Consider the following 13,936-nt stretch of genomic DNA (forward strand, 5'->3'; position numbering starts at 1 on the left):
ATTCCCTGCTGGTGGCAGTTCATGCCTTTTTCCCCACAGGATGAGGGGCCTTCGCTATTGTGGCGGCAGTTAATTTATCAGGACAACTGCTATGAACGCTGCAAACCGTCAATCGACCCGCTGGCTTACGCTAATCGGCACCATCATCACCCAATTTGCTCTCGGTTCGGTCTATACCTGGAGCCTGTTTAATAGTTCGCTGTCTGACAAACTGGGCGAGCCGGTCAGCCAGGTGGCTTTCTCCTTTGGCCTGCTGAGCCTCGGGCTGGCGCTCTCCTCGTCGGTCGCCGGGAAGTTGCAGGAACGCTTTGGCGTTAAGCGTGTGACCATGGCCTCCGGGATACTGCTCGGTTTGGGCTTCTTCCTGACCGCGCACTCCAACAGTCTGATGATGCTGTGGCTGAGCGCGGGCGTGCTGGTGGGGCTGGCGGACGGCGCCGGCTATCTGCTGACCCTGTCGAACTGCGTGAAGTGGTTCCCGGAGCGTAAAGGGCTGATCTCTGCTTTCTCCATTGGTTCCTATGGGCTCGGCAGCCTGGGGTTCAAATTCATTGATTCCCATCTGCTGGCCACCGTCGGCCTGGAAAAAACCTTCGTCATCTGGGGCGCTATCGTGCTGGTGATGATCGTCTTTGGCGCGACCCTGATGAAAGATGCGCCGAATCATACGGCGACCACCGCGGCCAACGGCGTTGTGGAAAATGACTTTACTCTCGCCGAATCGATGCGCAAACCGCAGTACTGGATGCTGGCGGTGATGTTCCTGACGGCCTGCATGAGCGGACTGTACGTGATTGGCGTGGCGAAAGATATTGCCCAGGGGATGGTCCACCTGGATGTCGCCACGGCGGCAAACGCGGTAACCGTTATCTCGATTGCTAACCTCAGCGGCCGCCTGGTGTTAGGCATCCTGTCCGACAAGATCTCCCGCATTCGTGTGATTACCCTCGGTCAGATCGTGTCGCTGGTAGGGATGGCCGCGCTGCTGTTCGCCCCGCTGAATGCCATGACTTTCTTCGCCGCCATCGCCTGCGTCGCCTTTAACTTCGGCGGCACCATCACCGTCTTCCCGTCGCTGGTGAGTGAGTTCTTTGGCCTGAACAATCTGGCGAAAAACTACGGCGTGATTTATCTGGGCTTTGGTATCGGCAGCATCTGCGGCTCTCTCATCGCTTCGCTGTTCGGCGGCTTCTACGTGACCTTCTGCGTGATCTTCGCCCTGCTGATACTGTCGCTGGCGCTGTCCACCACCATCCGTCAGCCGAAAGGCAGTGTTTATAGCGAGGCGCACGCCTGAAACCTGCAGCGCGAAACGTGCCCCTGGTTAATCCCCTAAGCAAATAGTGCCAATCCAGCCAAATGTTTTGTAAATGTTTGGCTGGATCACATTCCCTCCTGATACTTTTCCCGTTCCCTGTGGTCTACTTATCGCGCTTTGTAGAGGTTTCTGATAACCAACCCTAACGCACCCTATTAGCCTACTGACTCGTGCCACAGCGTCAGGCGGTGTTTTATTCTTCTTTTTCCAGGTTTGCTTGCATGAAATATATTAGAACGATGACGCAGCAGAAGCTTAGTTTTTGGCTGGCGCTGTACATCGGCTGGTTTATGAACATCGCCGTTTTTTTCCGGCGTTTCGATGGTTATGCTCAAGAGTTCACTTTCTGGAAAGGGCTTTCCGGTGTCGTTGAACTGGTCGCCACGGTCTTTGTCACCTTCTTCCTGTTACGTCTGCTGTCACTGTTTGGTCGCCGCATCTGGCGCATTCTGGCGACGCTGATTGTCCTGTTTTCCGCCGCCGCCAGTTACTACATGACGTTCCTCAATGTGGTGATTGGCTACGGAATTATCGCTTCGGTGATGACCACCGATATCGACCTGTCGAAAGAGGTCATTGGCTGGCACCTGATCCTCTGGCTGGTGGTGGTGAGCGCGCCGCCGCTGCTGTTCATCTGGAGCAACCGCTGCCGCCATACGCTGCTGCGCCAACTGCGCACTCCGGGGCAGCGGGTTAAAAACGTATTGATCGTCGTGCTGGCCGGGCTCATTGTCTGGGGTCCCATCCGCCTGCTTGAGCTGCGTCAGCATGATGTGGAGCGCCATTCGGAAGTGGATATGCCGAGCTATGGCGGGGTGATCGCCAACTCCTATCTGCCATCTAACTGGCTGTCGGCGCTGGGGCTGTACGCCTGGGCGCAGGTGGATGAATCCTCGGATAATAAATCGCTGATTAACCCGGCGAAGAAGTTTACCTACGTCGCGCCGGAAGGCCTGGATGACACCTACGTGGTGTTTATCATTGGCGAAACGACCCGCTGGGACCATATGGGTATCCTTGGCTATAGCCGCAATACCACGCCAGAGCTGGAGAAAGAGAAGAATCTTGTCGCTTTCCGCGGCTACTCCTGCGATACCGCCACCAAGCTGTCGTTACGCTGTATGTTTGTGCGTCAGGGCGGGGCGGAGGATAACCCGCAGCGAACGCTCAAAGAGCAGAATGTCTTTGCCGTGCTTCATCAGTTGGGCTTCAACGGCAATCTCTATGCCATGCAGAGCGAGATGTGGTTTTACAGCAACACGATGGCCAACAATATCGCCTACCGCGAGCAGATTGGCGCCGAGCCGCGCAACCGTGGTAAGAGCGTTGACGATATGCTGCTGGTGGATGAGATGGAACGCGGTATGGCGCAGGGCAACGCCTCCGGTAAGCACCTGATCATTCTCCACACCAAAGGGTCTCACTTTAACTACACCCAACGCTACCCGCGCAGCTTCGCCCAGTGGAAGCCGGAGTGCGTCGGCGTCGACAACAAGTGCTCGAAAGCGGAGCTGATTAACTCCTACGATAACAGCGTGACCTACGTCGATCACTTTATCGTCAGCGTCCTCGACCAGCTGCGGGATAAGAAAGCGATTGTGTTCTATGCCGCCGATCATGGGGAGTCGATTAATGAACGCGAACACCTGCACGGAACGCCGCGTAAGATGGCGCCGCCGGAGCAGTTCCGCGTGCCGATGATGGTGTGGATGTCGGATAAATACCTGGAGAACCCCGATCATGCCGCCGCGTTTGCCCATCTGCAGCAGCAGGCTGCGATGAAGGTGCCGCGCCGTCACGTCGAGCTGTATGACACCATTATGGGCTGTCTCGGCTATACCTCGCCGGATGGCGGGATCAATGAGAATAACAACTGGTGCCGGTGGAAAAAGTAAGGCTCGGGGTTTATTTTCAGATTCTCGGGTCTGTTCTCCCTTCCTGAGCCCAGGATAAGCTAATCCCTCGCCGGCAGACGCCGCGCGAGGGATTTTTTTCGCACAGTGGATGTGTCTGGCAGGTTGCCTCTTCTTCTTTGATTACCCTCCAGTTTTCTCGCTCCCCCTGTGCACGAACTTTTCATGGAGAGAAAGGATGAAGGTGATAAAGGGGTTGGCCTTACTGTGCCTGTTGATGCTCGCGGGCTGCCAGTCTGAGGAAGAGACCAGCCAGTTCCTGCTGGCCTGTAAATACGATGCGCCAGCGACGATCGAAGCCATGCTGAATAACGGCATTGATGTGGATGGTCAGGATAAAACCGGCTTAAGTGGCCTGATGGTCGCTGCCGCGGAAAATCGTCGTGATGTGGTAGCGTTACTGCTTAAGCGTCAGGCGAAGCCGAATCTCCAGACGCGCCAGGGCGTCACGGCGCTGATGCTGGCGGCGGCGCGCGGCAGCGATGCCGCGATTATCGGCGATCTTCTCCAGGCCGGCGCGTCGGTAAATCAGACCAGCGTCGAGAAGAGTACGGCATTGATGTCCGCCATTGCCGACGGCGGGGACGTCAGAAACGACTATCAGCATATTCTGGCGATGAAAAAGCCCGATGCGCCTGTCGAGAAGGAGAGCGCGCTGGATAAAATTGTCGGCGCAACGGCGGCGAAATCGCTGGCGACGGGTAACCGCGCGCTGATGACCGAAGACATGGCGTTACAACTGGCGCCCGGCGCGTTTAAGAAGAACGTCGACGAGATCGTGGCGCTGCTGATCAGGCATGGGGCGGACGTGAAGGCCGTCAATGCGTCAGGGGAATCGGCCTTTTTCCTCGCGGTCGATCACGCGCGTTCGACGGAAACCATCACGACGCTGGCCAACGCCGGGGCGGACACCAGCCTGGCGGATAAATCCGGCACCACCCCGCTGATGCTGGCGGCGGCGGGGGATGATCCCAATCTGGTGCTGGCGCTGTCGGCCTCCGGTGTGGAGGTGGATAAGCCGAACCGTGAAGGACTCACGGCGCTGCAGGTGGCGGCGGGTCAGGGGTCGCCTGCGGTGATCGCGGCGCTGGTGCAGCGCGGCGCAAAGGTGGACCAGCTCTCCGCCAACGACCTCAGCCCGCTGATGCTGGCGGTCAAAATGAATAATAAAGCCAATGTTGAGGCGCTGCTTGAGGCTGGCGCCAGCGTCAACCTCAGCAATAAGGCCGGCTATACGGCGATCGGTTACAGCCGGGCCGGCGAGGTTCGCCAGCTGCTGCTGGCGCAGCATGCCGAGCTGAAGGGGCAGGCCGCGCATATGGCGCAAAGCGAACTGCAGTTTTGTGCTAATGCCTTTGCCGATAAGCTGGCATACAGCGACATCGCCCGCGCGGTGAATAACGATACCCGCCCCGATATTATGCGTCATCAGCAATCCTGCCCGGAGCTGGGGGAACTGACGATGCTGCTGGGGGAATTTAAATTCAACCCGGCGGGCTCGACCTATCTCGGTGAGCCGGTGACCTGTAAGGTATCCGAGTATCGCAAAGCGTTTGAGGTGACCTGCCGCTGAAAACGATGACCAACCGGCGATTCGCTGCTCAGGCTGCTGAGTTTCTCGCCGGTTGAGCGATTTTTTGAAAATAAGGCATTGACGGGTAGGCATCCCAGCAGTAAGATGCGCCCCGCATTCGGTGATTGGCGCAGCCTGGTAGCGCACTTCGTTCGGGACGAAGGGGTCGGAGGTTCGAATCCTCTATCACCGACCAAATTCGAAAAGCCTGCTCAACGAGCAGGCTTTTTTGCATCTGAGGCCTGTGAGGATGAGAACCTCCGGGGGCAGAGTTCGACTTGTGTTCCGTAGGCCCGCGCAAGCGCTGCGCCGCCGGGCATGCGTTTAACCGCAATCTGAAAGCCTGCTCAATGAGCAGGGTTTTTTTGCGTATTAAGCCGAAGTTTTTGCAGGCACAGCAGGCAAATGTATTGGTAATGAGATTAACTGAGCGCTCAGGTTGTCCTTTTCATCCCTTGATTGAAAAATTAAACAGGTGCCAATTCGATTATGTTTCCTGTCAGTGATTTGCTGGACTTACAAACGCTTTCTGAATCAGTTGAACTGGAGTTTAAGCTGGCGCAGGGAGCGGAGGGTAAAGGTAAACTGCCAGAGGATTTCTGGCGGACGTACAGTGCGATGGCGAACACCCGCGGTGGCTATGTCGTGTTAGGTGTCAGGGAAAAGAAAGGAAACTTTATCGTTGAAGGGATTAGCGATATGGCTACCGTTACGAAGCAACTTTTTGATATTGCTAACAATAAGAAGAAAGTCAATGTCAATTTACTGACCGAAGAGTCGCTACAAGTCATCAAACTTGATAATAAAGAAGTCATTGTCATTGAGATTCCCATAGCAAGACGAGAACAAAAACCCGTCTATCTCAATAATCAGCCGATGACGGAAACCTATCTCCGCCGTCATGAAGCGGACTGCCACTGCTCTGCAGAGCAAATCAAAAGAATGCTTGCAGAGCAGGTCGAGGATAGCTGTGATGACCGGATCCTGACCGGGTTTGATTTCAGTGATATCGATCAGGACAGTTTGCGCGCCTACCGTAATCTCTTTGCGGTGGCGAAACCTCAGCATCCATGGCAGGAACTAAATCTCGTTGATTTATTTAAGAATATCGGCGGCTGGCGTCAAAATCGTCAGAGCGGGGAGGAGGGCATAACTCTTGCTGGTATCCTGATGTTTGGCACCTGGAATGCCATTCAGGACGCGGTCCCTAACTATTTTGTTGATTATCGTGAACGGGACGATGCACAACCTGATTCCCGCTGGATCGACCGTATCTATCCGGATGGCTCATGGTCAGGCAATGTTTTTGATTTTTACCGCCGGACTTATCGAAAACTGATCACTGATCTTAAGGTACCTTTTGAATTGCAGGACGGTATTCGGCTGGATGAAACCAAAGTTCATGAAGCTATCCGAGAGGCGCTTGTTAATACCCTGGTGCATGCTGATTATACGGGTCGAAGCTCAATCTTAGTGGTCAGACGGCCGGATCTTTTTGGCTTCCGTAATCCAGGGCTGATGCGAATACCGCCGGAAATCGCAGTGAAAGGTGGAGAAAGCGACTGTCGTAACCGCCGTATGCATCAGATGTTTTTAATGATTGGGGCGGGGGAGCGAGCGGGGTCCGGGGTTCCGAAAATTATAAGCGGCTGGAAATGGGCAAACTGGCGCACACCAAAGTTATATGAAAAAACGGAACCCTCTGAACAAACGTTGCTTGAACTGTCCACAGTAAGCCTTGTATCACAGGTAGTGACTGAGCGGCTCAATGGTTTGTTTGGCCACCGTTTTTCTCTGCTTGATGATCTTGAAAGGATGATCGTTATCACCGCGGCGACAGAGGGATGGGTAAACCATGAGCGAGCCTGTCAGCTAACGAGCAGACATTCGCGTGATGTCACCCTGGCATTTCCCAAATTAGTCGATAGGGGATTTCTGGTTGCCAGCGGTGAAAAGCGAGATAAATCATATAGTTTACCTGGAATGGCACTGCCATCGCCGGAAGACATATTTGCAAATGCGTTAAGTTCTACATCGAGCTTAACGCATAACGCTCAGGGCTTAACGCATAGTGGCAACAGCTTAACGCATAGCGTTCCTGATTTAGTCGGTAACCCTCAGGGAAGGGATGAATATGGTCGGTTCATCAGCCACTTTTTAGATAAGCCGTTCATTGATGATCTTGACGCATTAAGTGATGGATTCCGGCATGAGCTTGAAGTGTTAACCGCGCCATCCCGGGCGCAACGACGACTGGAAACCGAGGTGATGAAGGCGTTGCTTGTCCAGTTGTGCGCTGGTCATTACTTATCCGTCGCAGTTATGGAGAAATTATTGGGACGTAAGGCGCAGAGTATTCGCCAGAATTACTTAAAGCCCATGGTGGATGCGAGGCAACTCAAACTGGCGTTTCCCAACAAGCCTAACTCACCTCGACAAGGGTATACGGTGGTCTAGCCTTTTGTTCGTGAGCTTCCGACGCAATGCCGCCCTTCGTTTTTATGATTCGCGCAATACCCCTCTTGCCATTTGTCAGGACGATATACATGCCGTGCCGTCTGGTTCCGTAAGTAGGGACCGGCCAAAAATTCCACCAAAATCACAATAAACGACTTTACCCACGTTTCCAGCCAGCTATTCGCTATTTTGTGACATCTTCCATTGCATTTTTTTATCGATGAACAGATCTTTTTTCGCGAAGCTTATGGCTAAATGTAGCATTTTCCGCTGTGCGCTTTAACGTTCGCGCTATTAATCGCTCACATATTGGTCACACGGCAAGAAATTTTTCTCATTTGTTGGAATTGTTTCCCTCTGCGTGTTGCAAATTATTAAGGTCATTATTCTGCTTATTGACCCGTAGCATAAATTTCTCTGCTGAAAATAGCGCCTTGAAGTTTTTTTAATCTTTGCCTGCCGTTTCTCACGCTGGATGTAAAACCCGGCTGGCTGTATTGACGTTTCCCCATTCTGTTGACAGATTGTAGGGCATGAGGGGCATTTCATGGAGAATCCGTACTGCAACTCAGTCGTTTTTGCGAAAGGAATCCCCATCTCTCTCTACGCCTTCGGGCACCACCGACTGGACCGGGTATATTCTAAATAGTTCGAGCTGCGGAAAGGCGGCAAGTGTACGAGCTCCCCTGAGCATAGATAACGATGTGACTGGGATGATCGAGCGCAGCCAACGCATCCGTTGTTTGAAATAGGACGAATAAAAATAAATAAAGGTCCGGCGGATATATGCAAACAACATCACAGTTTTGGAGCAGAATAATGAGTATTTCCTTGAAGAAATCAGGGATGCTGAAGCTTGGTCTGAGCCTGGTCGCCATGACCGTCGCCGCCAGCGTGCAAGCGAAAACCCTGGTTTATTGTTCTGAAGGCTCGCCGGAAGGCTTTAACCCACAGCTCTTCACCTCTGGCACCACCTATGACGCCAGTTCCGTACCGATCTATAACCGCCTGGTCGAATTTAAAACCGGTACCACGGAAGTTATTCCAGGGCTTGCTGAGAAATGGGAAGTCAGTCCTGATGGCAAAACCTATACTTTCCATCTGCGCCAGGGCGTGAAGTGGCAAGATAATAAAGACTTCAAACCCACCCGTGACCTGAACGCCGATGACATCGTGTTCTCCTTCGATCGCCAGAAGAATACCAATAACCCGTACCATAAAGTTTCTGGCGGCAGCTATGAATACTTTGAAGGGATGGGGTTACCGGACCTGATTAGCGAAGTGAAGAAAGTGGACGATAAAACCGTCCAGTTCGTCCTGACTCGCCCGGAAGCGCCGTTCCTCGCTGACCTGGCCATGGACTTCGCCTCCATCCTGTCGAAAGAGTATGCCGATAACATGTTGAAAGCTGGCACGCCGGAAAAAGTGGACCTCAATCCAATCGGTACCGGCCCATTCCAGCTGCTGCAGTACCAGAAAGATTCCCGCATTCTGTATAAAGCCTTCCCGGGCTACTGGGGTACCAAGCCGAAGATCGATCGTCTGGTCTTCTCCATCACCCCGGACGCTTCCGTGCGCTATGCCAAGCTGCAGAAAAATGAGTGCCAGGTGATGCCGTACCCGAACCCGGCGGATATCGCGCGCATGAAGGAAGATAAGAACATTACCCTGCTGGAACAGCCGGGCCTGAACGTCGGTTATCTCTCCTTCAACACTGAGAAGAAACCGCTGGACGACGTCAAAGTTCGTCAGGCGCTGACCTACGCGGTGAACAAAGAAGCGATCATCAAAGCCGTTTACCAGGGCGCAGGCCAGGCGGCGAAGAACCTGATCCCGCCGACCATGTGGGGCTATAACGACGACGTTAAGGACTACACCTACGATCCGGAGAAGGCGAAACAGCTGCTGAAAGAAGCGGGCCTGGAAAAAGGCTTCACCATCGACCTGTGGGCAATGCCAGTACAGCGTCCGTACAACCCGAATGCTCGCCGTATGGCTGAAATGATCCAGGCTGACTGGGCGAAAGTCGGGGTCCAGGCCAAGATTGTTACCTATGAGTGGGGTGAATATCTGAAGCGGGCGAAAGCGGGCGAGCACCAGACCGTAATGATGGGCTGGACCGGTGACAACGGGGATCCGGATAACTTCTTCGCGACCCTGTTCAGCTGCGCCGCAGCGAAAGACGGCTCCAACTACTCGCGCTGGTGCTATAAGCCGTTTGAAGATCTGATTCAGCCGGCCCGCGCTACCGACGACCACAACAAGCGTATTGAACTGTACAAACAGGCTCAGGTAGTGATGCATGACCAGGCTCCGGCGCTGATCATCGCCCACTCCACCGTCTATGAGCCGGTGCGTAAAGAAGTCAAAGGCTATGTGGTGGATCCGCTGGGCAAACACCACTTCGATAACGTCTCCGTCGAATAATAAGCACGATGCCTGACCCCCTCTCCCCGCGCGGGAGAGGTAGGGGGCGTATTCCCGCTATTCCGGGGAATGCTTTTGTGAGCAATACAGACGCCCTGTCGCCAGGCGGGGCGTCACTAGAGAGAATCCGGGTTATGTTGCAGTTTATTCTCCGACGTCTGGGACTCGTCATCCCGACATTTATCGGTATCACCCTTCTCACCTTTGCCTTCGTCCATATGATCCCCGGCGATCCGGTGATGATTATGGCGGGTGAACGTGGTATTTCCCCCGAGCGTCACGCGCAGCTGCTGGCCGAAATGGGCCTTGATAAGCCGCTGTGGCAGCAATATGCCCATTACATTTGGGGCGTACTGCACGGTGATTTAGGCATCTCGCTGAAAAGCCGCATTCCCGTGTGGCAAGAGTTTGTCCCGCGCTTTAAAGCCACCCTTGAGCTGGGCGTTTGCGCGATGATTTTCGCTGTCGCCGTCGGTATTCCGGTGGGCGTGCTGGCTGCGGTAAAACGCGGATCCATCTTTGACCACACCGCCGTGGGTCTGGCGCTGACCGGCTACTCCATGCCTATCTTCTGGTGGGGCATGATGCTGATTATGCTGGTTTCGGTGCAGTTGAACCTGACGCCGGTCTCCGGGCGTATCAGCGATACGGTGTTCCTTGACGATACTCTGCCGCTGACCGGCTTCATGCTGATCGACACCGCCATCTGGGGCGAGCAGGGCGACTTTATTGACGCCTTAATGCATATGATCCTGCCGGCTATCGTGCTGGGCACCATCCCGCTGGCGGTGATTGTGCGTATGACCCGTTCGTCGATGCTGGAAGTGCTCGGCGAAGACTATATTCGTACCGCGCGCGCCAAAGGGCTGACCCGGATGCGAGTGATTGTGGTCCACGCGCTGCGCAACGCGATGCTGCCGGTGGTCACGGTCATTGGCCTGCAGGTGGGCACGCTGCTGGCGGGCGCCATCCTGACGGAAACCATTTTCTCATGGCCTGGTTTAGGCCGCTGGCTGATCGACGCGCTGCAGCGTCGCGATTATCCGGTGGTGCAGGGCGGGGTGCTGCTGGTGGCGACGATGATTATCCTCGTCAACCTGCTGGTCGACCTGCTGTATGGCGTGGTGAACCCGCGTATCCGGCATAAGAAGTAAGGGGCCATCATGTCACAAGTTTCTGAGAATAAAGCTATTGCTGCACCGGTGCCAATGACCCCGCTGCAGGAGTTCTGGCACTATTTCAAACGCAACAAAGGCGCGGTCGTCGGTCTGGTGTACGTGGCGGTGATGATTATCATCGCGGTGTTCGCCAACTTCCTCGCCCCGTATAACCCGGCGGATCAGTTCCGTGATTCGCTGCTGGCGCCGCCGTTCTGGCAGGATGGCGGCAGCCTGGCGCATCTGCTTGGTACCGACGACGTGGGCCGCGATATTCTGTCGCGTCTGATGTACGGCGCCCGCCTGTCGCTGCTGGTGGGCTGCCTGGTGGTGGTCCTGTCGCTGATCCTTGGCGTGGTGCTCGGCCTGGTGGCGGGCTATTTCGGCGGGGTGGTGGATTCCATCATTATGCGCGTCGTCGATATTATGCTGGCGCTGCCGAGCCTGCTGCTGGCGCTGGTGCTGGTGGCTATCTTCGGGCCATCTATCGTCAACGCGTCGCTGGCGCTAACCTTCGTGGCGCTCCCGCACTATGTGCGTCTGACGCGCGCCGCGGTGCTGGTGGAGGTCAACCGCGACTACGTGACCGCTTCCCGCGTAGCGGGCGCCGGCGCGATGCGCCAGATGTTCGTCAATATTCTTCCCAACTGTCTCGCGCCGCTGATCGTTCAGGCGTCGCTGGGCTTTTCTAACGCCATTCTCGATATGGCAGCGCTGGGGTTCCTCGGCATGGGCGCGCAGCCGCCGACGCCTGAGTGGGGCACCATGCTCTCCGACGTATTGCAGTTCGCGCAAAGCGCCTGGTGGGTGGTGACCTTCCCGGGCGTGGCGATCCTGCTGACGGTGCTGGCATTTAACCTGATGGGTGACGGTCTGCGTGACGCGCTCGATCCCAAACTGAAGCAGTAAGAGGTTCGAGATGGCGTTATTAAATGTAGATAAATTATCGGTGCATTTCGGCGATGAGAACGCGCCGTTCCGCGCCGTAGACCGCATCAGCTATAGCGTGAAGCAGGGTGAAGTGGTCGGTATTGTGGGGGAGTCCGGTTCCGGTAAATCCGTCAGTTCGCTGGCGATTATGGGCCTGATTGACTATCCCGGCCGGGTGATGGCGGACAAACTGGAGTTCAATGGCCGCGACCTGCAGCGCATCTCTGAAAAAGAGCGGCGTCAGCTGGTGGGGGCGGAAGTGGCGATGATCTTCCAGGATCCGATGACCAGCCTCAATCCGTGCTATACCGTCGGCTACCAGATTATGGAAGCGATCAAAGTTCATCAGGGCGGCAATAAGCAAACTCGCCGTCAGCGGGCCATCGACCTGCTGAACCTGGTGGGCATTCCCGATCCGGCGTCGCGGCTCGACGTTTACCCGCACCAGCTTTCCGGCGGGATGAGTCAGCGCGTGATGATCGCGATGGCGATTGCCTGTCGGCCAAAACTGCTGATTGCCGATGAACCGACCACCGCACTGGACGTGACTATTCAGGCGCAGATCATCGAGCTGCTGCTGGAGTTGCAGCAGCAAGAGAATATGGCGCTGGTGCTGATCACCCACGACCTGGCGCTGGTGGCCGAGGCGGCGCATAAAATTATCGTCATGTATGCGGGTCAGGTGGTGGAGACCGGTGATGCGAAGGATATCTTCCGCGCGCCGCGTCATCCGTACACCCAGGCGCTGCTGCGCGCGCTGCCGGAGTTCGCCCAGGATAAGGCGCGTCTGGCGTCGCTGCCGGGCGTGGTGCCGGGGAAATATGACCGTCCTGTCGGCTGTCTGCTGAACCCGCGCTGCCCCTATGCCACGGATAAATGCCGGAGCGAAGAGCCCGCGCTCGCGGATCTTACCGGCGGCCGTCAGTCTAAATGTCACTACCCACTCGATGATGCCGGGAGGCCTGGATTATGAGTACGCAAAAGGCCGCCACGCAACAACCGCTGTTGCAGGCCATTGATCTGAAAAAACACTACCCGGTGAAGAAGGGAATATTCGCCCCGGAACGACTGGTGAAAGCGCTGGACGGCGTCTCCTTTACCCTTGAGCGTGGTAAAACGCTGGCGGTGGTGGGAGAGTCGGGCTGCGGCAAATCGACCCTCGGTCGTCTGCTGACAATGATTGAAATCCCCACTGGCGGTGAGCTGTATTATCAGGGGCAGGATCTGCTTAAGCATGACCCGCAGGCGCAGAAGCTCCGGCGGCAGAAAATCCAGATTGTGTTCCAGAACCCGTATGGTTCGCTGAACCCGCGAAAAAAAGTGGGGCAGATTCTGGAAGAGCCGCTGTTGATTAACAGCAGCCTGAGTAAAGAGCAGCGCCGTGAAAAAGCGCTGGCGATGATGGCGAAGGTCGGCCTGAAAACCGAGCATTACGATCGCTACCCGCATATGTTTTCCGGCGGTCAGCGCCAGCGTATCGCTATTGCCCGCGGGCTGATGCTGGATCCGGACGTGGTGATTGCCGATGAGCCGGTTTCCGCGCTGGACGTTTCGGTACGTGCCCAGGTGCTGAACCTGATGATGGATCTGCAGCAGGATTTAGGGCTGTCCTACGTGTTTATCTCCCACGACCTGTCGGTCGTCGAGCACATCGCTGATGAAGTGATGGTGATGTATCTCGGCCGCTGCGTGGAGAAGGGCACCAAGGACCAGATCTTCAACAATCCGCGTCATCCGTACACCCAGGCGCTGTTGTCGGCGACGCCGCGTCTGAATCCGGACGATCGGCGCGAGCGGATCAAGCTGACCGGCGAACTGCCGAGCCCGCTGAACCCACCGCCGGGCTGCGCCTTTAACGCGCGCTGCCGTCGACGCTTTGGTCCCTGCACCCAGCTTCAGCCGCAGCTTAAGGATTACGGCGGCCAGCTGGTAGCCTGCTTTGCCGTCGATCAGGATGAGAATCCGCAAAAACCCCACGCCTGATGGCACACTCCCGGTCCCAGGACCGGGAGTTTCTCTTCCGCCGGAGAGGAAACCTGGCAACACCGTTCATTACCGCAGTTTCTGCCATACTCTCGGAGCATTCTTCGTCGATTATCCGAAAAAATAAGCCTTTCAGTCCATTTTTATAGGGAAGGTGCGAACAAGTTCCTGATATGAG

At 55.6% G+C, this 13,936-nt stretch carries 9 protein-coding genes and 1 tRNA gene; all 10 read left to right on the forward strand.

Going from position 1 to position 13,936, the window contains the following annotated elements:
- The first annotated feature begins 91 nt into the window (after nt 1-91).
- Complete coding sequence (locus HMPREF3096_RS05950) at nt 92-1,297, forward strand: L-lactate MFS transporter (RefSeq protein ID WP_012540343.1); 1,206 nt, start codon at nt 92-94, stop codon at nt 1,295-1,297.
- Between the two features lie 242 nt (nt 1,298-1,539).
- Nucleotides 1,540-3,213: a kdo(2)-lipid A phosphoethanolamine 7''-transferase gene (eptB, locus tag HMPREF3096_RS05955; RefSeq protein ID WP_032731442.1), complete on the forward strand. Its 1,674-nt coding sequence runs from the start codon at nt 1,540-1,542 to the stop codon at nt 3,211-3,213.
- 196 nt (nt 3,214-3,409) lie between these two features.
- Nucleotides 3,410-4,804, forward strand: a complete 1,395-nt coding sequence (locus tag HMPREF3096_RS05960; RefSeq protein ID WP_032731439.1) for an ankyrin repeat domain-containing protein — start codon at nt 3,410-3,412, stop codon at nt 4,802-4,804.
- 119 nt (nt 4,805-4,923) lie between these two features.
- A tRNA-Pro gene (locus tag HMPREF3096_RS05965) sits at nt 4,924-5,000 on the forward strand.
- A 293-nt stretch (nt 5,001-5,293) separates the two neighbouring features.
- Nucleotides 5,294-7,261, forward strand: a complete 1,968-nt coding sequence (locus HMPREF3096_RS05970) for an RNA-binding domain-containing protein (RefSeq protein WP_070544338.1) — start codon at nt 5,294-5,296, stop codon at nt 7,259-7,261.
- Nucleotides 7,262-8,080: 819 nt separating this feature from the next.
- Nucleotides 8,081-9,688: a dipeptide ABC transporter periplasmic-binding protein DppA gene (dppA, locus tag HMPREF3096_RS05980; protein WP_012540345.1), complete on the forward strand. Its 1,608-nt coding sequence runs from the start codon at nt 8,081-8,083 to the stop codon at nt 9,686-9,688.
- A 134-nt stretch (nt 9,689-9,822) separates the two neighbouring features.
- Nucleotides 9,823-10,842, forward strand: coding sequence for a dipeptide ABC transporter permease DppB (dppB, locus tag HMPREF3096_RS05985; RefSeq protein ID WP_008806900.1), 1,020 nt, complete (start codon nt 9,823-9,825; stop codon nt 10,840-10,842).
- Between the two features lie 9 nt (nt 10,843-10,851).
- Entirely contained in the window at nt 10,852-11,754 is a 903-nt protein-coding gene (gene dppC, locus HMPREF3096_RS05990) for a dipeptide ABC transporter permease DppC (protein ID WP_008806901.1), read from the forward strand.
- A gap of 10 nt (nt 11,755-11,764) precedes the next feature.
- Nucleotides 11,765-12,748 (forward strand): dipeptide ABC transporter ATP-binding protein, encoded by a 984-nt coding sequence (dppD, locus tag HMPREF3096_RS05995; protein ID WP_008806902.1) that lies wholly within the window; start codon nt 11,765-11,767, stop codon nt 12,746-12,748.
- Nucleotides 12,745-13,758 carry a dipeptide ABC transporter ATP-binding subunit DppF gene (dppF, locus tag HMPREF3096_RS06000; RefSeq protein WP_008806903.1) on the forward strand — a complete coding sequence of 338 codons (1,014 nt, stop codon included), beginning with the start codon at nt 12,745-12,747 and terminating at the stop codon, nt 13,756-13,758. The genes dppD and dppF overlap by 4 nt, the downstream gene beginning before the upstream one ends.
- Nucleotides 13,759-13,936: the final 178 nt, after the last annotated feature.

Source organism: Klebsiella sp. HMSC25G12 (genome assembly GCF_001807705.1).
GTDB classification, from domain to species: Bacteria; Pseudomonadota; Gammaproteobacteria; order Enterobacterales; family Enterobacteriaceae; genus Klebsiella; species Klebsiella variicola.

What these genes read in the sequence shown, in the direction of transcription:
- HMPREF3096_RS05950 (WP_012540343.1), top strand. Translation starts at nt 92, where the DNA reads ATGAACGCTGCAAACCGTCAATCGACCCGCTGGCTTACGCTAATCGGC.
- eptB (WP_032731442.1), top strand. Translation starts at nt 1,540, where the DNA reads ATGAAATATATTAGAACGATGACGCAGCAGAAGCTTAGTTTTTGGCTG.
- HMPREF3096_RS05960 (WP_032731439.1), top strand. Translation starts at nt 3,410, where the DNA reads ATGAAGGTGATAAAGGGGTTGGCCTTACTGTGCCTGTTGATGCTCGCG.
- HMPREF3096_RS05970 (WP_070544338.1), top strand. Translation starts at nt 5,294, where the DNA reads ATGTTTCCTGTCAGTGATTTGCTGGACTTACAAACGCTTTCTGAATCA.
- dppA (WP_012540345.1), top strand. Translation starts at nt 8,081, where the DNA reads ATGAGTATTTCCTTGAAGAAATCAGGGATGCTGAAGCTTGGTCTGAGC.
- dppB (WP_008806900.1), top strand. Translation starts at nt 9,823, where the DNA reads ATGTTGCAGTTTATTCTCCGACGTCTGGGACTCGTCATCCCGACATTT.
- dppC (WP_008806901.1), top strand. Translation starts at nt 10,852, where the DNA reads ATGTCACAAGTTTCTGAGAATAAAGCTATTGCTGCACCGGTGCCAATG.
- dppD (WP_008806902.1), top strand. Translation starts at nt 11,765, where the DNA reads ATGGCGTTATTAAATGTAGATAAATTATCGGTGCATTTCGGCGATGAG.
- dppF (WP_008806903.1), top strand. Translation starts at nt 12,745, where the DNA reads ATGAGTACGCAAAAGGCCGCCACGCAACAACCGCTGTTGCAGGCCATT.